This is a genomic window from Tenuifilum sp. (assembly GCF_037481895.1).
GTDB lineage: Bacteria > Bacteroidota > Bacteroidia > Bacteroidales > Tenuifilaceae > Tenuifilum > Tenuifilum osseticum.
On sequence record NZ_JBBFKU010000044.1, the window covers coordinates 1 to 23,308 of the forward strand.

16 protein-coding genes are annotated in these 23,308 nt (G+C 40.1%); 6 read left to right on the forward strand and 10 right to left on the reverse strand.

Features of this window, described 5'->3' with window-relative positions:
* Positions 1–486 precede the first annotated feature (486 nt).
* On the reverse strand, positions 487–1,527 hold the full coding sequence (locus WHS63_RS11745; RefSeq protein ID WP_445198733.1) for an anion permease: 1,041 nt from the start codon (positions 1,525–1,527) through the stop codon (positions 487–489).
* 150 nt (positions 1,528–1,677) lie between these two features.
* On the reverse strand, positions 1,678–2,217 hold the full coding sequence (gene hpt, locus WHS63_RS11750; protein ID WP_445205270.1) for a hypoxanthine phosphoribosyltransferase: 540 nt from the start codon (positions 2,215–2,217) through the stop codon (positions 1,678–1,680).
* Positions 2,218–2,370: 153 nt separating this feature from the next.
* On the opposite strand from hpt, the gene WHS63_RS11755 reads away from it, so the two are divergent.
* From WHS63_RS11755 to WHS63_RS11780, 6 genes are all read left to right on the forward strand, one after another.
* Positions 2,371–3,213, forward strand: coding sequence for a hypothetical protein (locus WHS63_RS11755; RefSeq protein ID WP_445205271.1), 843 nt, complete (start codon positions 2,371–2,373; stop codon positions 3,211–3,213).
* On the forward strand, positions 3,210–5,258 hold the full coding sequence (locus tag WHS63_RS11760; RefSeq protein ID WP_445205272.1) for a helix-hairpin-helix domain-containing protein: 2,049 nt from the start codon (positions 3,210–3,212) through the stop codon (positions 5,256–5,258). The genes WHS63_RS11755 and WHS63_RS11760 overlap by 4 nt, the downstream gene beginning before the upstream one ends.
* A gap of 129 nt (positions 5,259–5,387) precedes the next feature.
* Positions 5,388–5,966 (forward strand): YceI family protein, encoded by a 579-nt coding sequence (locus WHS63_RS11765; RefSeq protein WP_445205273.1) that lies wholly within the window; start codon positions 5,388–5,390, stop codon positions 5,964–5,966.
* Between the two features lie 25 nt (positions 5,967–5,991).
* Complete coding sequence (locus WHS63_RS11770; protein WP_445205274.1) at positions 5,992–7,239, forward strand: hypothetical protein; 1,248 nt, start codon at positions 5,992–5,994, stop codon at positions 7,237–7,239.
* 38 nt (positions 7,240–7,277) lie between these two features.
* Positions 7,278–7,877, forward strand: a complete 600-nt coding sequence (locus tag WHS63_RS11775; protein WP_369488938.1) for a hypothetical protein — start codon at positions 7,278–7,280, stop codon at positions 7,875–7,877.
* The gene (locus WHS63_RS11780; RefSeq protein ID WP_369488936.1) at positions 7,856–8,308 is read left to right on the forward strand and encodes an RrF2 family transcriptional regulator; all 453 of its coding nucleotides are present in this window, start codon (positions 7,856–7,858) and stop codon (positions 8,306–8,308) included. Before WHS63_RS11775 ends, WHS63_RS11780 begins: the two co-directional genes overlap by 22 nt.
* A gap of 11 nt (positions 8,309–8,319) precedes the next feature.
* Here WHS63_RS11780 and WHS63_RS11785 read toward each other — a convergent pair whose 3' ends face one another.
* The 8 genes from WHS63_RS11785 to WHS63_RS11820 form a co-directional block, all read right to left on the reverse strand.
* On the reverse strand, positions 8,320–10,575 hold the full coding sequence (locus WHS63_RS11785; RefSeq protein ID WP_445205275.1) for a hypothetical protein: 2,256 nt from the start codon (positions 10,573–10,575) through the stop codon (positions 8,320–8,322).
* Positions 10,576–11,141: 566 nt separating this feature from the next.
* Positions 11,142–11,702, reverse strand: a complete 561-nt coding sequence (locus WHS63_RS11790) for a hypothetical protein (RefSeq protein WP_445205276.1) — start codon at positions 11,700–11,702, stop codon at positions 11,142–11,144.
* A 44-nt stretch (positions 11,703–11,746) separates the two neighbouring features.
* A complete protein-coding gene (locus WHS63_RS11795; protein ID WP_445205277.1) occupies positions 11,747–17,806 on the reverse strand; it encodes an FG-GAP-like repeat-containing protein in 6,060 nt (2,019 codons plus the stop codon).
* A gap of 18 nt (positions 17,807–17,824) precedes the next feature.
* Positions 17,825–18,757 (reverse strand): lamin tail domain-containing protein, encoded by a 933-nt coding sequence (locus tag WHS63_RS11800; protein ID WP_445205278.1) that lies wholly within the window; start codon positions 18,755–18,757, stop codon positions 17,825–17,827.
* A gap of 513 nt (positions 18,758–19,270) precedes the next feature.
* The gene (locus WHS63_RS11805) at positions 19,271–20,713 is read right to left on the reverse strand and encodes a lyase family protein (protein ID WP_445205279.1); all 1,443 of its coding nucleotides are present in this window, start codon (positions 20,711–20,713) and stop codon (positions 19,271–19,273) included.
* The gene (locus WHS63_RS11810) at positions 20,714–21,790 is read right to left on the reverse strand and encodes a glutaminyl-peptide cyclotransferase (RefSeq protein ID WP_445205280.1); all 1,077 of its coding nucleotides are present in this window, start codon (positions 21,788–21,790) and stop codon (positions 20,714–20,716) included.
* Positions 21,791–21,800: 10 nt separating this feature from the next.
* Positions 21,801–22,220, reverse strand: a complete 420-nt coding sequence (locus tag WHS63_RS11815) for a BT0820 family HAD-type phosphatase (RefSeq protein WP_445205282.1) — start codon at positions 22,218–22,220, stop codon at positions 21,801–21,803.
* Between the two features lie 203 nt (positions 22,221–22,423).
* Positions 22,424–23,128 carry a head GIN domain-containing protein gene (locus tag WHS63_RS11820; RefSeq protein WP_445205281.1) on the reverse strand — a complete coding sequence of 235 codons (705 nt, stop codon included), beginning with the start codon at positions 23,126–23,128 and terminating at the stop codon, positions 22,424–22,426.
* Between the last annotated feature and the right edge of the window lie 180 nt (positions 23,129–23,308).

The window sequence follows — 23,308 nt, forward strand, 5'->3', positions numbered from 1 at the left end:
ATCTCTTCAAAGGATTGAAGAGAAAAGAGCAATGAGATGCTTCGGCGAAGTCTATATCCCTATAAATCGGGACTCAGCACGACAGCGTAATGTTTCGCTTGCGCGCAACATGACAAATAACCTTAACTAAACGACATTGATACGAGATTAGTAAAATTGAAACACACTATACAATTATAAAAGTTTCCATTTCCCTATTTCGGTTTAACGCATCAAATCCCCTCCCATTCTACAATTCCTAAACATTCCGAATATTTCTTCCCTATTCTCGTTGGGTTTCACTTCTCACTATTCCTTTAACTTCTTCTAACTTCTTCTAACTCCTTCATATTCCGCCTTATTCCCACTACATGTTTAACTTTTTAACGTTTAACGGTTCACGTTTAACGGGCTTAAAACTTCTTCTAACTCCTTCATATTCAATCTATACCGACTCATTCCTCTATAAACAAGCCCGGTTGAATTTGTTAACTCATCGTACATAGGTTAAAGGTATCCGTACTTATCGGCCAGGAAGGTAAGGTACCACGAAATAAGGAAAGCAATAATCGGCGCAATAAGCCACATCAGGAAAAACTTACGAACGGCTGTTTTTCTAAAGATATTTCGAGGTCCAAGGCGTGCAACGCCAATACCCAGTATTGCCCCAACATTGAGCTGAACCAGCGATGTGGGTATGCCCTTAAAGAGCGAGGCTGCAAGCAAAAGGGTTGCAGATATAATAGCAATTATTACTGCCTCAATTCGCCCAAACAGGAAGAGCTCTTTTCCTGTATTCCTGAGGATTTTCTCACCAAATAGCGAACTGCCTATGCCAAAGCTCGGGGCAACTATCATGGTTGACATAATCATGATAAGGATAAGCAGCCTTCCGCCCTGATTCCCCAGGCCCAGCTCATTCATGGTCATTGAGGTTAATGGCCCACTGGCATTTGCCACGTTGTTGGCACCAATTGAAAAAGCCACGTAAAGCGAGGCAAAAATTATTGCCCAACGCAGCATGTAATGGTCATTTATCCGGCTCGATATAGTATACCCCCTTCTCCGTAATGGGGTGTAAATGTACTTGCCAATTATTAGACTTAAGATGAATGCAATAATGGGCAGGATAAACCATGTGGGAATAACTTCAAAAAACACCTTGCGGGAATTAAGCTCATGGAAGTAAATGCCTGGAGCTATCACAGCTAGTACTGTTGATTGGCTTGTAGATTGTGGAATCCCAAAAAGGTTTGCCACAAGTAGCGAAATGGAAACCGCAAAAAGAATGATTGACACCTGGGCGTAGTTCATAAGCTCAGGGTTTACAAGTCCCTTACCCACAGTTGCTGAGGTTGCCTTGCCTGCAATTATTGCCCCTAAAAATACCATTAGCCCAAACAGGGCTGGCACCGAGGTCTTTTTTAGTACGTTTGCTCCAAAGGCAACTGAAAATGCTGGCCCTGTTCCACTACCTCCCATATTGATGGCCAGAAACATGGAGATAAGAAAGGGTATAATAAAATGGCTATTGACTAATGAATCCATATTTAACGAGCTGTTCAACGGATTTCAAAGTTACCTTTTTTTGCTTTGGGTGTTTGTTTATTTAGCCGATTTTTGATAAATATCAATCCTTAACCAAAAACAAAAACCCACCTGAAAACGCAGGTGGGCAATTGTTTAGGCTGTCATTATCTAAATTAGAGTGTAAATATCTGGAAGGTTTCTACCAAGTCCGTCGTAATCGAGACCATAGCCTACTATAAAATCGTTGGGTATGCTACGGCCTATGTAATCGAGTTTAATACTGCCCTTATAGGCTTCAGGCTTAAAGAGCAGTGTGGCTACCCTTATCTCTTTTGGGTTAAGCTTGCGGAGCTCTTCGTATAGCTTACTTAAAGTAATGCCAGTATCAACAATATCCTCCAGAACAACAAGGGTCCTGCCGGTTACATTTTCGTTTAAGCCTATTAGCTCATTTACCTTACCGGTTGATGAGGTGCCCTGGTACGAGGCAAGTTTTACAAACGATACCTCACAGGGTACTGTAATCCGTTTTAACAGGTCGGCTGTGAACATAAAGGAACCATTAAGCACGCTAACAAAAAATGGAACTTCGCCACTCTTGGCAAAATCGTGGTTGATTTTTGATGCTACCAAGTCGATATCGTTCTGAATTTCTGTCTCGGGATAGCTTAACCGGAACTCCTTATCTTTTAGCTTGACCTGTTTCATGGTTTATCAAATTAAAATAAAGTGCAAAGTTAACTCCTTTTTTCGAACAGTTGCAACAATCAACATCAATAAGCTTTTCCGTTGCCCATACCTTTTTACATTCCAATTGCATTTTTTTCAATATCTTTTTAACTTGTGGTATAAACCGGATTTATGGAAATATTTCGGCAGCTTAGTATATTACTACTTTTACTATTTCAAAACCTATCGGTTTATTGTCAAACTGATATCCGGCCTGTTTCCGGTGCGGCGGCTGCTATGGGAAACTGTTCGCTTTCCATGCAGGGCAATTGGGATGGTTTTTCCAATCAGGCATCGTTAGCGTACCAGCGCCAGTTTTGGGTTGGAGCTCACCACGAGAATCGGTTTATGCTTTCAGAACTTGGCCTAAGCATGCTTGGGGTTGCAATCCCTGTAAAACCTGGTACTTTTGGTGTTGATATTTCGCATTTTGGATTTAGCGAGTTTAGTACAAGTAGGGCTGGCTTGGGGTATGGGATGTTTCTGGGGAAACGTTTTGCTGCTGGGGTAGGGCTTGCCTTTACTCGTATGCAACTACCTGCCGATTACCGCAATGCCACCGCATTTACTGTTGAGGGTGGAGTTCATTATATGCCAACCTCCAAGCTAACCTTTGGCTTTTACGTTTTTAATCCCACGGGCTCAACCTTCGACGATTTAGGCGATTTGCCCACCCTAATGGGCTTAGGCGTATCCTATTTGCCCTCACAAAATATTTTACTTACATTTCAAATTGACGACGACACCCAACGCGCGCCCACCTTTCGGTTTGGACTTGAGTATAGGGTAATGGAACGCACAGCTTTGCGATTAGGTTACTCAGTAGCAAGCCCTGAGGGGATTACGGCTGGAGTAGGGTTACCCATTAAAGGCTTTGATATCGACTTCAGCTTAAGCCACCATCAGCAACTTGGTTTTACACCAAGCCTATCGGTTGCCTATTTGTTTGGCAAAAAAGATAATAAAACCCAATGAAGGCGAAACACCTTTTGCTATCCCTTTTTGTTTTTGTGGCATTGGTAAGCAATGCTCAGCTGGTAACCGACCCACAACAGGTTGTAGCCGATATCCTTGAGGAGATGGCTGCCAACTCCGATACTGAACAGGATTATTCGGAGCTGGTTGAGGATTTACTCCAACTTGCCGAGAGCCCTTTGAACCTGAATGCCGCCCGTAAGTCCGATTTGCAAAAGCTATTTTTTCTTACCGATTTTCAGATTGAGAGCTTGCTAAGTTACCGCGATTCCACTGGCAAAATACTTAGTGTTTACGAGTTGCAGTTAGTTCCTGGCTTCGACCTGACTGATGTTGAGCGGCTTGCTCCGTTTGTTGTGGCTGGCGAGGTTATAAAACCATTGAAGGCTACCGATTTTACTCAGGGGAGGCACGATATTTTCACTCGCCTCAAAACAACCCTCCAAACGCCAGTTGGCTATAGGAGCGGATATGGCGGTGCGAGCAGTTACTTAGGGAGCAAGTATGCAATTTACACCTGTTACCGTTACAGGGCAAACCGGTTGCAACTTGGGGTTACAGCCGAGAACGATGCCGGTGAGCCACTCCTCGATGGAACCTTCCCTTCCGGTTTCGATTACCTTGCAGGCTACGCAATGGTTTCGGATGTTGGGAAAGTTAAGCGCCTTGTGGTTGGTGATTTCCGTGCTGAATTTGGACAAGGGCTTACATTTTGGAATAGTTTAACCTTTGGAAAATCGGCGAACGTAATGGGGCTGCATAAGCGGGGCAGGGGTATTGTGCCACATTCCTCAGCCTACGAATCGCTTTTTTTAAGGGGTGCAGGCATCACCTTAAACTTCAAGAATATCGATTTTAGCCTGCTAGCTTCATACCAAAAAATAGATGGCAAACTTGTCGATACGGTTAGTTCAGGTGAACTTGCATTTTCATCGTTGCCGGAAACCGGTTACCACCGAACGGTTTCGGAAATTGCGAGCCGACGAAATATTCCGGAACTGGTAACCGGTAGTAATATAACCCTAACCCTTAATAAGCTAAGGCTTGGCACAACTGCTGTTTACAGCAGAATTTATGGTGAAAACCAAAACAATCAACCCATTTACAGTCTAACGCCTGCCTCTACCGAGAAACTTGCTATGGGAATAAATGCCGATTACTACTACCGTCAGCATCTGTTTTTTGGTGAGATTGCTTTCAATCTTTTCTCGCAGAAAATGGCAGCCCTTGCCGGTGGGCAGTTGAAGCTAAGTAACCGAGTGCATCTTTCGGTTTTAGGGAGGAGCTATAGCACAACCTTTAACCCCCGTTACACTGCTGCCCTTGCTGAGGGCTCAGGTGCAACCAATGAAAAGGGATTACTGATGGGGTTAAGCTTGCTAGCCGCAAAAGGATGGAAAATATCGGGCTATATTGACCTTTACCAATTCCCATGGATGCGCTATGGGGTTTACTCGCCATCGGCAGGGAGAGATTTTCTTTTCCTTTCGGAACACTCGCTAAATACATATTTTCAGGTAAGTTTTCGTTACCGTTACAAGCAGGATGAGAAAAATATGACTGGTGATAATATCCCGATAACATCAACACTAACCCAAACCCGACAAGGTTTCCGTACTCAGCTTACCTATCAGCCTAACCCTTTGGTAAACATGAGGTCAACCCTGGAGATATCGAACTATAGAACCGATAGCCTTTCCGATGGTGAATATGGATACCTGCTAGCGCAGGATATCAACATTAACCTGCAAAGAACACCGCTGAGCATCAGGTTACGCTTTGCCATTTTCGATACAGAATCATGGAATACCCGCCTTTACTCGTACGAGAGCGATTTGCTTTACTCCTTTACGGTTCCAGCCTACTACTCTAACGGAACCAGAATTATGGCGATGCTTAAATACTCACCCTCAAAGGGTGTTGATTTATGGCTACGATATGCTCAAACCCACTACCCCGGTTCGGCAACTATAGGGTCAGGCCCCGACCTTATTATGGGGAATACCCGTAGCGAGGTGAAGTGTATGGTTAGGGTAAAATTTTGATTGGCAAATCAGCATATTCATCTCTTTTAGATTGATATAAATCAATTTGAGGTAAAAAGTAAAACATATTCCATAAAATTGCGTTAAACTACCAAAACGATAGTATATGTAGTTTAAAAAAATACACCTATGAGCAAAAAGTTTTCCTTATTAATTCTGCTGTTCTACTCGGTTTTAGCCGCAGGTATGACTCTTCACATTACAATGTGGAGTGTGAATAAATCTTCCATAAAAATTGCAGGGACTTCGTCGTTGCATGATTGGGAGATGAAAGTGGAAAGTGTGCAATCGGTTCAACAAATTGAGATTAATGCAAATGAATTGGTAATTCACTCAATAGAATTAACAATTCCTGTAAAAAGCATAACCAGCGATAACTCCATAATGGATAGTAAGACATTTGATGCATTAAAGGGCAAACAGTTTCCCTTTGTAAAGTTTACCGCCACGCAGTCAAAGCTAGCCCTTGAAAAGGGTTCATTTAAGGGCAAAATTATGGGAATGCTTGAAATTGCAGGCAAAAAGCGACAGGTTGAAATACCCATTGCTGGGGTAGTAAAAAGCAACAATATGCTGGAGGTTAAAGGCGATTATAGTATTGATATGACTCAGTATGGAGTTGCCCCCCCCACTGCCATGTTTGGCACATTAAAAACCGGAAAGGATGTGTTAGTAAGTTTCAGCTTTGAACTTTCTACAAATCAATAAAAACAACAAACTAAATTAATCAAGTATGAAAAGAACATTAATTACTCTTCTTGCACTTTTTGGGTTAAGCTATTCTTATGCCCAGTTTGAGTCGCCACAAGTAAAAGGCGAAGATTTTGAAAAAATCAAGGTAAAAGTAGGAGGTGATTTTGCCCTTCAGTACCAGTCAATAAAGCATCACGCCGATAGTTTATTGATTCCTCTTGGGACTGGTTTTAACCTGCCAACGGCAAACTTTAACCTTGATGTAGAGTTAGCTCAAGGGGTTGTGCTGAACTTGCAAACCTACCTGTCGTCGCGTCACCATAATGAGGCTTGGGTTAAGGGAGGTTACTTAATGTTCGATGAACTTCCATTTCTTCACTCTGAGATTGTTGATCAAGTAATGGATAAGCTAACAATTTGGGTTGGTGACATGGAGATTAACTACGGGGATGCCCATTTCCGTAGATCGGACAATGGTAAGGTAATTAATAATCCCTTTGTTGGAAACTATATTATGGATGCATTTACCACAGCACCAGCTCTTGAAGTAATGTACCGTAACAACGGGATAATACTAATGGCAGCTACCTCAACCGGCCAGCTTCGTCAGGATTTAACCCTTTATTCCGGTGGAAATTTTACAGCCTACGATGCACACAAGGAGTTAGGGTTTTACTGGAAAGCCGGGTACGATAAGAACTTTTCTGAGAAAATTAGAGCTCGCTTAACTCTTTCGGGTTACCACATGCCTGAAAGCAACCACAGAAATACACTTTACGGCGGCGATAGGGCAGGTTCAAGGTATTACCTGGTAATGAATCTTGCTAAAAACGGTGCTACTGCTGTTGATATCAAATCAAATCATTTAAATACATATTTCTCACCTGGTGCAGCCACCAAAACTAACTCATACATGCTAAACCTGTTTAGTAGGGTTTATGGTTTTGAGTTCTTTGGTACCTACGAGAATGCAAAGGGACTATATCCGGATGCTAAGGAATTTAAATTCAATCAAATTGCTGCAGAGTTGCTTTACCGGTTTGGTAAGGATGAAAATTTCTTTGTAGGTGCACGTTACAATGTGGTAAAGGGTAATAAGGATGCTGCCAATTCAGCAAGCGTTGATCAAACTGTTGATAGAATACAGCTTGGTGCTGGTTGGGCTATTCTAAAGTCAACTTTGGTTAAACTTGAGTATGTAAAACAGAATTACAAAGAGTTTACTGGAGTTTATGGTGCCGATGCCGGTTTTAATGGGATAATGTTTGAGGCTACAGTCAGCTTTTAATTAGCTTTACGGTAATAACTGCCTATGTCGTAGTAATTATGAATACTCTATCACATATTATTAACTTACTACGGCATAGGCTTTTAATCTTTTTTTGCTTTTTTGTCATTGCTTGCTTTTCAGCATATACACAACCCCCTTTAAATCATGGTACAATTTGCGATGGTTACATATCTATAAGTGGTAACACAAATATTTCAGGGTTTAGGTTAAAGGCTGAATTATCGAATTGGGTATTATATTTTGATCCTTTTGAGGAGGCTTTCAGTTTAAAAGTTCCCCTTGAGAACTTTAAAGCAAATTTTGAAATGATAGAATCGGACTTTCAAAAAATGCTTAGAGCCAATATTTACCCTCAAATTGAAATAAGATTCCCTAACAAGAATTTGAAAAATTATGTATTAACACCTGTAGAAGTTATTATTGCCGGGAAAAAAATAACAAAAGTTATCCGGCCAGAAATTAAAACCACCACTGACCAAAGGAGTATTATTGGAAATACTGAAATTAACTGGAAAACTTTAGGACTTTCTCCTCCAAAACGATTTAATGGACTAATAACAATTGACGAGTCAATAAATATTAAATTTGTATTGAATATTAAAAATTATGAGCAATGCGATTTAACACAAAAGTAAGATATGGTTTACGGGTAATGATTGATATTGCTTTGAACAACGGGAATGACTGTAAGGGTGTGTTCCAAAAGGACATTGCGTTACGACAAAAAATTTCATTTAAGTACCTCGACCACATTATTAATTCCCTTAAAGTGGCAAAGCTTATAGTAAGGCCCTCTTTAAAGTCGGGCTACTTTTTAGCTAGGCCAGCAAATGAAATTTCGCTTCTGGATATTGAAAGAGCATTTAATGCAAACGATGATCTACAGGAATGCCTGAACAATCCAAGTTCTTGTCAGCTGAGCTCATGCTGTAAAGCTCGCAAGGTGTGGTCAAATTTAAACAGTAAAATACTTGACTTCATGAAAAGTACTATGTTGTCAGATATTATTCAAAGCGAGGAATATGATTGCAATATGATTGTATCCGAAGAAAATCAAAACCTGTAGCAAGTTTCAAATCACCATTGAAAAAGTCTGTTATTTACTAGTGTCACATCGTTTTTCTTCAGAATTACATTATCCTTTTCCCCCTTGATTAAAAAATTATCAATGTAAACATCTCCGCTTTTAGCCAGCAAGGGAGCAACCGAAATGCAAATAAAATCGGACGGGTTGTTGAGCTTCAGGTTATACTCCACCAATGCCCAATCGTTCCAGAATGCTTTTGTTTTCTCCATAAAACCAAACCCATTCCAGGTTTCCCACTTTCCTTCCTCTTTACCGGTAACAATCTCAATACGGTTGCGGGGTACAATATCTGCTTTCATGCGGTTAACCCAGAACGACACAGTTATTTCCGATGAGCTGTTGTTTGGCAAGCGCCCCCAGTAAAGGTTTGTGTAACCCCGTCGGTTTATCTTGAGCGCCCCGTTTCCTGTAAACGCTATGGGTGTGGGAGTGCTCTCAAATTCCTGAAAGTAGTAATTACCAGAAATGCTATCGGCCATTCCAGGGGTAGCATTAAGGTACTCATTACGGTATACCTCGGGCAGCTTAGCAAGGTCGGCCACTTTCAACCTTCGTAGCTCATACCCCCAGAGTGTGTCAATTGGGGTTGATATGGTAATAATTCGGCGTTCATTCTGGTTTATTTGGTCGCAATGTGGGTCAACAAATAAAAGGATATCCTTACCATGGTTGTAGTATTTAAGCACGGGGTATTCCTGGAGCGGTTCCATAATCAGGTTGAGGTTTTCCACGCATTGCCAAACCGATGATCGGCTTGTGTAGGTGGCGTTAAGGGGCAACCCAGTTAGCTGCGATAAGGCATACATCTTTACCATGGAACCAAAGCAGGCCGATTCGTGCCAGTAGTTTTCGCTTCCCACGCTAAAAAAGGGAATTGGCATGATGGCCTGAAACTCATCAATATTGATATTGGGCTTACTGTTTGAATGAAAGGCATAATCCAACTCAGGTAGGTTATTGTTGATAAAGTGTTTTTGCGATTTGCTATGAAACCAGGCATCGTAGAGCAAAATGGTTATTGGAATTACCAGTAAAATCCTGTAAACAGGTTTATACCCTTTAGCTTTCTGCCAAATTAGGTAAAACGCCACAATGTTCATGGTGTAGTAGAAAAGCCATGCAAATCGACCTATACCACGGAACTGACGAATAGGCCCAAGGTATTCCAGCAGGAACTCCATCTTAAAGATAAACGGAATTCCAAATGAGAATAAAAGGAGTAAAAACGACAGCCAGAAAAGCCGATCCATTAGAGGTTGACTGGTTATGGCAAGGGTTTTTCCCCAACGTCTATTAACAGCATTTTTAATTAAGCTGAAAAGGCCTATTAAAAAAATGATTGTAGACACCAATCCAACATAGGCAATTCCCTCCCACTGGAGGTTACGTATTTTTACAAGGCTATTTAGCCAGCCCCAGTAAGGGCGACCCGGCGAAAGAAACACCGACTCAGGGAAAGCCCGGTAAAACAGAAAACCCCATGGCCATGTTGTTCGATCCTCAACGGGCTCTATGTACAAAATTAGGGTAGGGACAACAATAAGAGGAATAGCAATTTGCAGCACCACGTGTAACCACTGTTTGCGCCATTCAAACTCCTTACGCCAAGGCTTTTGCCAGAGCCAGTAGGCCAAAAACATCACCATGTAGAAAGTGAAAAAGTAACCATGGGTTATTGATGCCCACATTCCAGCAAAAAGAATGAGTACTGATAGACCAATACTTTTTTGGCGGTCGAACTTTAGCAAAAGCAGAATGAATAACGGAAGCACAATGGTGTAGCTCAAGGCAAAATGCCCTCCAATCCTGTCAATTTGAGGGGAAAGGAAAGTAATCCCTATAGCCACAAGTAACGAGTACCAAATGGGTAGATTAAGATGTTTAAAAATCAGGTAGATTACAAGAACCGTGAGGGCAATGCTAATCAGAATCAGAAGGTTATGTATGGCTACAGTGTAAGGGCTAACATCGTATATGTTTTGTGAAATGAACTTAATGGTATTGCTTACAATTGGCTGCGAACCCGCAAAGAAGATACTCTCGCCAAAGGGATAATTCATGCTGTTGGAATGTATGTAGCTATTATCGTGCTTAATGTGGTAGAATGTGGCATAGTAGTCCTTTGCACCATCGCCGCTTTGGGCAAAGTATCTGTGATTAATATTTTTAACTACATCGCCAGCAAACAGGTAGGTAAAAAGTAACCCAACAGCAACAACCACTATGTATTCAGTAAATTTTTTCATATGTAGGAAAACATTTTGTTAAACAACCCTCATTTGCGTTCATCTTCAAACGCCTGCTATAACGACAATTCTGTTCAGCAATTTTCAGTAAAACTAGTAAAATTCCTCGTTCACACGTGTGAAATGGTTTTTAAAAATATGTACAGGCCAAAGCGCAACGTTTAACTTAGGCGGAACGTAAGCAACTGTAGGTGAAACCGCTAAAATGTACGGATGGCGGTGCGGCCGCCACCCAACCTCCTTTAATTTAATGATTTTAAAGACTGGACTGATACAGGGAATTGTAACAATAGCATGAATCAAACGACGAACGCGAGTAGGGGGCGGGACAGGCAATGCCTCGTGAAGTCCCGGCTTAGGGAAAAAACATCAAACAAAGTTCTGGTTAAACCAGTAATGGATGGTGAAGATAAGCATGTAATCTTTAAGATGATTGATACCATGCTCACCAAAAAGAAGTTTAAAGCCTTCTTTCCAAAAAGACGTTGCTGCATTATAAGTAAAGAGCCTCGGATTTCCGAGGTTCTTTATTTTAAGTTATTGATTGTTTGTGCTATCCAATTAACTCAACGATAGTTGTATTTTAATTCGTTTGTTTCAGTATTAAAAATGCATTTTAATACCCCAGCTTTATACAACTTCCAGTCATTATCGTTTCTTGGCTTAAAATTTACATCTTTTAAAAAAGAAATTATAATATCCTTTCCATTTTGAAGTATTCGAATATCTTTTATTGGATATTCTAAACTCTCACACGTTTGACAAGGTAAAGAAATTAAAAACTCTCCTATTTTTACTATTTTCCCTTCTGTGATATAGTAAGCATAAATTAAAGGATAAATTTCGTATTCTGTTTCCCATAAAACAACGTAAGACTCATTACTTTGTGATTGAAAGCTATGTATCTTTGATTTATACGGGCTAAAATCTACTTTATCTATCAATTTTTTCTTTTCCCATTCAGCATTTGAGTAATACATAAAGAGCTGATAAAGGCTACTGTCAGTACTAAAATAAAAACAATCTTTTGTATTAATACAAATCTGATTTTGGAGCTTAATTTGAAAGGAATTTTGCAGTTTAAATTCCAAGTTGGAATGCCCGCCACAGGAAACAAATGCAAGCATAAGCAAAATATAATATAATCTCATCATTAAGTTATTTATTGTTATCACTTCCACCAAGGCATTACAAAACCCTGTAAACCATTTACAGGACGCCAAACAGCAATATGAACATGCGTTGGAAATGAAGTTCCGGCCAAGTTTCCAAGCCGTCCCATTTCACCAATTTTTTCTCCAGCTGAAACCATTTTATTAATAGATACAACGCTCTTTGACATATGGCCATAATCTACATTGTATGTTTTCCCATTAATAGTTGATGATGTTCTTACAAAGTTTTCTCCATATTCCTTAGAGCCGCCTATTTTAATTACTTTTCCATCGTACATAGCAAAAACATCATCCCCTTCTTTGCCCGCATAATCAACTCCGTAGTGAGCTTTTGCGCCTCCATTTCGTGTCATACCATATTTGCCATAATTAGGATTAGTTGATGTTTCGGCTATTTCACCAGTAGCTGTAGGTTTAGCGCCGGCAGGAATTTCTTCATCTAAAAACGTTCCAAAACCACTTCCTCCGACCTCATTAACACTTCCATTCCAAAAATCAGAACCACTCCTTACTGCGTCAATACCAGCAATTGTCCCTCCTATTAAACCACCAGAAATTCCGCCAATTAAACCTCCTTTCAAACCAGCTACTAAACCATCTCCAAAGTTGCTCCCATTCATCCAAGAGTTTCCAGCCCCTCCGATAAAGCCTCCAGCAAATCCAGAGGCAGCCCCAATTGTTGCTCCACCCGCAAATCCTCCATAGCCAATTGCACCTGCAACCGCACCTCCAACAAAAGCACCTCCAGCTCCAGCTAAAGCGCCAATTCCTGCAGCCATAAAGAAATCTCCGGCACTATTAATGTGACCAGACATACCTTGTACAGCTACATTTATAATTGCCCCTATTGCAGCTGCAAAAAGAATATCATCAATTACAAATATTTCTCCCGTCGGATCAGTATATTTCAGCGGGTTGTTGAGGCAGTATGCGTACCGGTTAAAGTTCTGGGTGAAATCGGGAGCCTGAACAAAGTTATCGGGGCTAAGGAAGCGGCCCAGCACGGGGTCGTACACCCGTCCGTTCATGTTTATTATGCCAAACAGCGGCTCGTGTTCATGCCCAGTAAACCCCCTACGTAAGCGGGGTACTTCACCAAAAGGCAGACTGTAGTTGGCTGGATTGCGGTAGTTGCCCCATGCATCGTAGCTAAGTTTCTGCACAAGTTTGCCATCGGTTGTAAACAGTCCTACAATGCTACCTAAATGGTCTGTGCTAACCAGAAGGGTAGTGTAGGTATCGGCCTGCTTTTCTACCACGGCCACAAGCCCGTAGGGGCTGTAAATGTAACTGCGGTCGGTAGTGGTAGTTGATACTTCACGCTCATGATCTAAGGTATAGTAACGGGTGGTTGTCAAAGAACCTTTCGTTTCTATTGTTTTAATGCGCTGCCTATCGGTTCCGTATATGAAATTTAGCGATGAAGTACCCTCCTCAATTGTTTGCACTTTCCCAAAACCGTTATAGGTTATATTTTGGGTTAAAGTGGGTATGTTGTTTGTAGCACTAGCCACTTCGGTCACCCTATACCCGTTGTAGGTATACATACCCGCATCGGATTTGAAACTGATGTTGCCGTTCTTTTCATAACGAACAAGTTTCTCAGATGCCCCCATACGTATCTTTTCAAGCCTATTCAAGTTATCGTAGGTGAAAACCTCCTGAAGGTTTAAAATGTTATCTTTACGCCAATTTAGGTTTCCTGTTAGTGGATCGAATGAGTAGCTATAACTTAAAACTAAACCTTGGGGAAGAGGATAATCACCTGGGAAAGCCTTTGAATTAATCATTGGCATGGGATTAGCAAAGGTACTGATTGCTGTTAGAAACTCATCGGAATCGTAAGCGTAATTAACGTTTAACAGGCTCCCAAGCTGATATTCAAGCGGTTGTCCTGTTGCTGTTTCTGACACAAACTTCCAAATTATGCCTCCATTGTCGTTGGTTATTTGTATAAGGTTACTTTTGCTATCGTAAGTTTTATTAATAACAAATCCCGAAGGGAAGGTATGTTTTGTAATATTCCCGTATTTATCGTATTTAAAGGATGATACCATAGCCACATCCCCAATTTTATCTGTAAACTCTGAAATACGCCCAAAGCTATCGTATTTATATATTTTTTTGGTAGAGTTTAAAGAATTAGATATAGAGGAAATTAAACCATTTCCCCCACCAGAGGTTTCGTAGGAATAGGAAATGTTCTCATCGGGGCCAGAGGCGCTAACAATTCGTCCAAGTGCATCGTAGGTATAGGTATATGTATTACCCCGGGCATCTTTTTGCGATTTAAGTTTACCGGATGGGTAATAGGTGTACTCAACTTTCCCAGCACTAGGGTCAGTAATTGAGAGTTGACGTCCAAAATTGTCGTACTCAATGCTTGTTATAAGTCCATTTGCACTAATTGTTTGTACCTGTCCAGAACTATGATAACTGTATGAAATACTTCCTCCATTATCAGTAGCAGATACTAAATTGCCCAATGAGTTGAATTCTTTAGTGTACTTTTTACCATCAGGGGTAGTAGTGGTTACCTTAGTTCCGCTGTAACTGTTAGTGGTAGTTCGGCCATTCCTGCTCACGGCAGTAACCCTTCCAAAAACATCATATTTATAAGTAGTTGTAATGGCAGGATCAGTTATATAGTGTGGAGAGGTTTCGGAAATAAGTTGACCTTTAGCATTATAATTTTTTTCAGTGACAATGATACCGCTTGGGCCTTCAACCTCGGAACGGATTTCTCTATCAAGAATGTCGTAAAAGACCTTTGATTTTGGTTTACCCTCACTTATTGTTTCAATTGCATAAGCACAACCCTGAGGGGCATTGCTGGGGTTACCTATTCTGTTAATTGTTATGGTATTCCCCTCAGGTGTTTTGATTTTGACTAAACGTCCAAAACCATCATAGATGTAATCAGTTTTTAGGCCATTAATTGCAATATCGTTCAAGACCACTCCTGTTCTGGGATCAATCAACTGTGAGTTTACTTGACCTAATGCATTGGTAGTTTTAATAACAAATCGATATCCACTATCATAATCAAACCTTGTAGAAGATGCTGGTTCATCACTAGCCTTTATTGTAATACCTGTTATTACTCCTAATGGATTCACAGTATAATCTTTAGTAACACCATTATCTGTTATTTCACGGATTAAGTTTCCTTTGCTGTCGTATGAAAATGAAATACTTCTTATATATGAAGTTTTACCGGAATATGTTGTTTTAACAGTTGAAGATGTTAAACGATTATACGGTCCCCATCCTCCATATAGTGCATAGTTATTTGTTGTCTCAATAGTTCTAATAGGACAACTTTCCTTTACATAAGTTGCATTACCATAACTATCATATTGGTAAGTTGTGGTGAAGGTAATATTTTCAGGGTTTTTAAACACCTCTATTTTATCAATGAATTGTGCAAACCGCTTACCACCAAAACTTTGTAATCGGTTTGTATAAGTAATTTCACTTAACTTAGTTCCCGATGACATTACCAATGTTTTAAGTAATAAATTTAGGTAGAAAGTGGTGTTGGTTTCGAACTGTTGAGTTGTAACAATTCCAGTAGAAGAATTGCTTGCAATTACCTCTGTAAAGCCTAAAAAGCCTTTTCCAAGCAAATGAATTTTTGCCCCTTTATATAAGAAACTGGTGGTAGTAGTACCTCCAATTCCATTGGGTTGTGAAATACTGCTAACAACATACAATGGTGCAATAATATCATTAAGTGGATATGTTGCTCCAGTGCCTTTTTGGTAAATTGATGAACCTTCAGTAAGGCTTTTATAGGTAAAATTAGTTTGTCTGCCTATACCATCAACAATTGAAAGAAGTTGACGGGAACGGTCGTTACTAAAAGGTAAAATTATTGCTTGTCTAGCATTAGGTTTACCATGGTAAGGTAAAACATCAATTTTACCATCACCGTTAAAATCGGCTAAAGCATGACCGTTGTAAGATGTCCACTTTCTATCCCATGAAAAGCCAAGAAAACTTTTTTCTTTTAAGATTTGAGCAATTTTTACCCCAAAATCCCAAGTGCCAGAACTTAAAAGTTTAAACCCCCCCATGCCATCGCTAATATAGAAGTAGTAATAATTTGAGGTAGCATCTCTATTGTACGCAAGAGTTTGAAGAACATCATCGCGTCCATCGCCATTAAAGTCACCAATGAACAATGACATTAACTCATTATCATCTGGATTTGCGTTATAGAATGGGAGGTTAGTTATTGCAGGATATGAGAATTCCTTTCCTGTTGAAAAGTTAAGATTCCACTTACCTGCAGTATAGCTAAGAATGTCGGTTTTTCCATCGCCATTAAAGTCCCCTAAATGTACACTGTGCCATCTGGTAGGAAAACCACTATTATATAGCACTTCAAATTTAGTGCTCCTTGGGTTGTATGTGTAAATCGTTGAATTGTATTCCTTAGTTACTAATATGTCAGTACGTCCGTCGCCATTATAATCTAATAGGTTAACATCGTTTGGATTGTTAGAGAATACTTGTGCACTAAAATATGTGTTGCCGACCTTTACTCCAACAAAATTTTTACTTTTATCCAATATCAAAAAGTCTGATTTGCCATCACCATCAAAATTTAAACCTGCATAGATGATTGCATCTCCCTTGATAAAATCAAAATGAATATCATACTGCTCATTACGCACAAGGTTCCCATTGCTATAAAAATATGCATTCATATATTGCCTGTCGTATGAGCATGTAGCACAACATCCATTTGAATCATCGTCAGGAGGCAATACTGTTTTTTCAGAATGTTCTTTAAAAATAGCATCCGATTTTGTTAGTAAGGAATCTGGTTTAACAATAGCGTTTTGAGGTTTTAATTCATCACATTGTATGCAACAGTAACTATAAACCCCGCTCACTCGCATAAAAATATCGTAAGTTCCATTGTTGTCTATATCGGAAAGATAAAACCCCTTAAAGCCAGAAGGAAGTTTTCCACTATACTTTTTAGTAAAAGAGTGCCCATCTGCGTTGGCTTCGTAAAAAGCCCAATCTGTCCAGTTACTCTCCACTGAACTTTTATATGTAACTACAACATCAGAACGCCCGTCACCTGTAAGGTCAGCATTATAAATTTGTTTATAACTCTGGGTTTCTACTAAAGCACTATATGCTGTACTATTAGCATTAATACCCTCTCTGATAAACTGAGTTGGATTTAATGAAGCACCGTCGGAACCTGTTTCACTTATTGAAGCTAAGTGGCTGAAAAGCCCGTCATGATTATAGGTAAACGAATATGAACGAGCAACTTGTCCATCGCTTTTTACGGTTATACCTTTAAGTCTCTTTTTTTGGCTAACGCTAGCTCCAGCAAAATATGTCACGTTTTTGTCTGGCCTATCCTCATAAATAAACTGGATGCTATTGTTGGCGTACTCAATTCGGTCAATATAAATTTCTCCATTTTGGTTTGTGTAAAAATAGTTAATGGAATTCCCATTTGGATCAGTGCTTTTACTTAAATACCAAGCCAGTGGTTGGGACCAATTCCCTAATGGCCGTAGACGCGAATCCTCCGTTGTTCCATAATAGTTTGTACTCCCATCCTTTGTTTTTACTTCAAACCAGTAATAGGAAACATCACTTTTCCCGCCAATTATTTTTGAAAAATTTTCAAGTTCAGTTTTAAACTCTGTTGAGTCAGCATTAATACAAATTAGCCTATTCCCATCTAAAGCTAATTTATCCATGCGGTTGAGATTTACTCCTTCCGTTATACCATCGAAATATATTGTACTTGGGACTCTAGAGATTGATGATAGACCAGATATGTTCCATCCATACCCTAAAATACCATTGCCTGATTGGCTGTTATAAATTATGGAAATATTGGGTTGAAATCCATTTACACCTCGGGGAGTGTGAATTGGTATTATGTATGAAGCGGCACCTGATGGCGTAACATTAGCCTCACCGACAGTTGAACCATACACAGAAATCGTTTGTGCAAAACCTTGTTTTGAAAATAGGAATAAAGTTAATATTAATAATAAAGTATTATTTTTCATGGTCTTAATATGTTTAAGTTATTCTTTAATTACCTTATAAGATTTTTGCATTTTGTTGCTTTTAACCACTAAAATGTAAATGCCATTAATACAATTACTCATATCAATAGATAAATCGTCTGTACCCACACTATTCCCTGAAAGCAATGTACCGCCACCGATACTATAAAGTGTATAAGAAAAAAAATCATTCTCTTGGGCGCCGTTAATTCTTAGTGTTAGTTGACCTTTGGTTGGATTGGGGTAAATCAGTATTGAAAGTTCTCCATGATTATCTATTATCGGTTCAATTTCTCCTGTCTTTTGTTCTGTATTAGTGCTGTCACTTTTTGAAGATTTTTTTGAACTTAGTAAAATACATAGTCGTTCAATCCTATTGCCTGAATTGTCATATTCAAAAGTATATTTTTTGGTGGGTATGAAAAAAATGCCTAAATCATTATAGTAATCTAAGGGATATTTAAGCCATTCTCCATTAAACCTTGGGTCTTGTGGACCTGGTCTTGGGGTTAATACGCTAAACTTTCTAACATATGTACAACTTTGGCCGAAATTAACTCCGCCAGGCACTCCTATTCTATCAATTTCTTGCCCATTTTTCAATAGTCTAATTTGATCATCGCCGGAGAAATCAGTTATAGTAAGGTTGGTTATAATTACTTTACTTGTAATTTCCACTGATGCATTTGGATTACCTATAGCAAAGGTTTCACCTGATGCTAGTGTACCACTTAGGTTATAATAGTATACGAATTGTCCATTTCCGTTTAGGTCTCTCTCTAGCCTATAACTTGCAAGATCTACAAGTTTCCCTGTTCCGTTGTATAGTTCTATAGCTCTATTGTTTCCAGAGCCATGCACATATTCAGATATTATTAAGTCTGAGATTTGTGCTTTAGTTAACAATGATAACGATACAACAAAGCCTGCCAAAAAATACTTTTTTTTCATGATGCAAAATTTATGTAAGTATATAATTATCTTGATATTTAAAAACTTTAAACCCTTTTCAATTTGTTTAATAAAATCTGTACAAATATAATTATTTGTCAAACAATGTCAAAAAGTTTGCAAAATTTTCTAACTCACCTAGCCCGAATACAGTATTTAATATAATTTGACTATAGACCCATATCAATTCGATTTTTGGGGATAAATCAAAATTGAGCAGGACGCTTCTATGCTAATATGCTTTGTAGTTGAGCAAAATAATTTCACTTTTTAGAACAACTATTCTGGATTTCTTCAAACTTGGCATAACTCTTATACTAAAATTTCTTTTTTTGAAACACAAAGACTGGTTAACTTAAATAGGCATTAAGGAGAAATAGATTGGTCAATTGCTATTGAATTCATCTAATTCATTCAATGGATTGTGCCCATAGCATGCCTTTGTGGCATATTTGCTTGATTTAGAAGGTTAAAATTAAGATTATAAATGGATTAATGAAACGTAAAAAGGAATTAATCAATCACCTCGCGAAACGAGAATCCCAGCTTAAGCAGGTTGTTTGGTTTTACCAATTCAACCAGCTTTTCTTCCGGAATTAGCTTCAGGTTTTGGTTGGCGCTGAAAATATCAATTTTTTTCAGACGCATTTCCTGCGCAAGCATTGCAGCCCGGTTAAATCCAATAATAGGAAGCAGGGCTGTGGTTATGGATGGATTAAACATCAGTAGCTGAGCCGATTTCTCGGAATCAATTTCAATGCCATTGAGTAAATGGCTTGCTAGGGCTTGGTTGGCAGCAATCAGTAGCTTTATGGAATCAATCATGGCGTGTCCAATGGTTGGCAGGTAGGCATTTAGGTCAAGCGCACCCTGTCCGGCAAGGTTTGAGATGAGCATATCGTTGGTGTAAACCCGATGGGCAATGCTCACTACAAATTCAGGGATTACGGGGTTTACCTTGCCAGGCATAATTGAGCTGCCCACCTGTCGTTTGGGAATGCTAATTGCATTGCCCGCAATATCCGACGCCAGCAGGCGTATATCCGATGCCATTTTCTCAATATTCACTGCATGGGCTTTGAGAATGGCATGCACCTCAACAAATGAATCGAGGTTTGCTGTGGCATCGTTTAGGTTTTCGCTGCGGGTAAACGGGAATCCGGTTAGCTGCTGCAGGTGCTTAACCACCTCCATTACAAAGTAACGGGGTGTTCCCACTGCAGTACCAATGGCTCCTCCGCCAAGGTTAACAACCTTTATACGTTCAAAGCATTTTGAAACCCTCCACCAATCGCGCGATAGCGCTTCGCTGTAAGTGCTGAACAGCTGTCCGTACGACGATGGTACCGCTGCTTGTAGCTGCGTGTAACCTATGCGCAATGAGTTTCGGTGGCTTTTCTCAATGGTTTCAACTGCCTGGCGGGTGTTATTGATTAGCTCCTCGAGCAGGGATAACAACCTTACCACGGCAACCCTAAGTGCTGTTGGTACCGTATCGTTTGTGCTTTGGTAAACATTGGCCTGCTCAATGGGATCGATAACCGTGTAGTTGCCGGGATTATGGCCAAGCCTGATGAGTGTTGCGTTAGCAATTATCTCGTTAACATTCATGTTAATACTTGTACCAGCACCTCCCTGTATGGCCGGGACAATGAAACTGTCGAAGTACTTGCCCTCATGCACTTCGCCTGCAACTGCAATTAGTGCATTTACTACGTTGGGCGGAATAAAACCTTTACTATCGCGGAATAGGTTTTCTTCCTGGAGTGCCTTAACCATTTCAGCATAGGTAAGGTAACATGCCTGTTTTACCAGTCCCATAGCCTGGTACCACTCAATATGGAATTGCGTGGTATCAGGAAAATTATCTTTTGCCCTTACCGAGTGTATTCCGTAAAGTGCATCGGCAGGGATTTGTAAACTTCCAAGGTAATCGGTTTCAGTACGGGTTGTCATCTACTTTTTCTTTATGAATTCAACCTGAAATAGTTTGCCCCATAGCTTTCCGGTAACAAAAATTCGCTTTCCATTGGGGTCGTATGCTATTCCGTTTAATACATCTTCCTTGCCGGTTCGTTGGGCAGTAGCTAAAAGTCCCTGCATATCGATATTTCCTTCTACCACTCCGGTTTCGGGATTTATTATTACTATCCTATCGGTCAGGTAAACATTAGCGTAAATTTTACCATCAATGTACTCTAACTCGTTAAGCATTTTAACGGGCCCATTGTTGTCAAATACTTCAATTCTCCTGAGCTCACTAAAACCGCTTGGCTCTCTAAAGTAGATAGTATTTGAGCCATCGCTCATTATAAGTTCGTTTCCATTGGTGGTTAGCCCCCAGCCCTGCGTGGTATAGCTGAAAGTGTTTAAGGGTTTAAAAGTGGCAGCATCGTAAACAAAGCCTGTACCGTTTGTCCAGGTAAGCTGGTAAATTTTATCACCTAGAATGGCAATGCCTTCGCCAAAGTATTCCCTGCTTAGGTTTACGCTCTGTAATATTTTGCCAGTTTCCAGCTCAACCTTTCTTAAACTCGATGCGCCTTGCTGACCAGTACCCTCGTACAGGTAGCCGTTATGGTAGAATAAGCCCTGGGTATAGGCTTCGGGGTCGTGCGGATAAGCTTTTACTATTCGGTAACTGTAGCTGGCAGGTTTTGTATTCGATTTGAGCTTTACGGAAATTGATGCCGTTTGCCTGCGCCCATCTTTCCATGCTGTAGCATTCAGCTGAATTGTGCCGGGTTTACCAGCTTGCGTTTGTAAGATGAACGATAAATTGCTAACTTTTTGAATTCGTTCGCTGTTACGGTAAAGCACAATGGAATCGGGCTGAATGGTATCGGTTAGTTTAATAGTAATATCAATGCTTTCGCCAGCTGTGAATAATGAACCACTTGTGGGCTTGTCGAACCGGATAAGATGCAAAGGATTCTCTGCTGGCATATTAGTGGTATCGGGCAGTTGATCCTTTCGGCCATTTGTGCATGCAACGGCTAGAACTAATAGCAAAATTGAAATTCTTTGTAGCATAAAATTGATGTTAAATACCAAAGATACGTCGTACAAAACTTTTCGTCTTATACTGTTTTAAAACCTTTTTCTGCGAAACCTCATAGGGCTCGTTGGGGCAAAGCATGCTGAACACCTTATCCCAACCGGGAAATCCACCCAGGTTGCGATCGTCAATAAAAACATCAACATCGAGCTTACGGGGAGTCTCCGGGTCAGGAAACTCTTCAGGGTGGTTGCGATTAACTGCGTAGAATTCAACCCCATTCTGGCGGCAGAACTCCACAGCCTCATCGAGCAGTTTACCGGTTCGCACAGTCCAAAGGATAAGGACAAAGCCTCTTTTTTGAAGTTCCTTAAGGGTTTCAAAGGCAAATAGCATGGGCTTTCCCAACTGGGGATACTCATTCTCCACAATTGTACCATCAAAATCAACTGCCACCCTGAGCATGATGCTAAAGCTTAGAATAAAAATCAAAACTACAAATTTATATGCAAGTTTTGCATATTCCGGGAGGGGTAATTTAGTTTATGCATCCCAAACCTATGCCAATTCATCAAATTGGAAACCTCTCTTCTCCCAAATTTATTAAAATACGAACGGCCGAGGAATATCCTCAGCCGTTAATTTTTCGTGCTCCGTTTTTCCAATCTTTACTTACGGACTAATCGCCCTGAACCGTTAACCTTGGCATCAATAAGGGGATTACCGTAAAGCGTGATGCTTCCGCTCCCGTTTATTGATCCTTTAAATTCCTTGTTGCACCTTACGGTTGCATCGCCAGAACCGTTCAGCTTTAGCTGAGCAATCTCCGAGGTTAGTGTTTCCAGATCGATATTCCCTGACCCGTTAGAGGTGGCCTTTAGCGTATTGGTTTTCCCTTGCGATGAGGTTTTTATGTTACCTGAACCGTTTATGCTTACCTGTACCGAGTTGGCCTGTATCTCTTTTAGCAATATATCGCCACTCCCATTTATTGAAGCTGTAAATTCGTCGGCAACTTTTATGGGCGTTAGTGCAATCATATTGCCCGAGCCATTCTGAGCCAAAAGTTTAATATCCGGGCATGAAACCTTGACCAGTACTTTACCCCAGTTACTGGTAAATCTTAGGTTATCCTTGCTTTTGATATGCAAAACATTCTCCTTTACAACTATCTCCAACTCATTGAAAACCTCTTTCTTTGCGGTTACCTCAATACCATAGTTTGGCGATTGTGAAATTTGCACCTCAGCCGATGTGCTGTTTCTTATTCCGTCAAATCCCTTAGCATCAAAGTTTCGGGTTTCCTGAGCACTTGTATTTGTGCTGGTTACGGTTGCTGCAATAAGCAGCGCAGCTAAAATTCCGAATCTCATGGCAGTAAATTTTTAAATTGATTTACCCTAAAGACAGAGGAAAAAACGATAATGCTGCATGAATACCATAAAATTTTGTTAAACAAATAGATGAGCAGATATCTTAAGTCAATGTCGTTTAGGTATGGTTATTTGTCATGTTGAGCGCAAGCGAAACATCACGCTGTCATGCTGAATCCC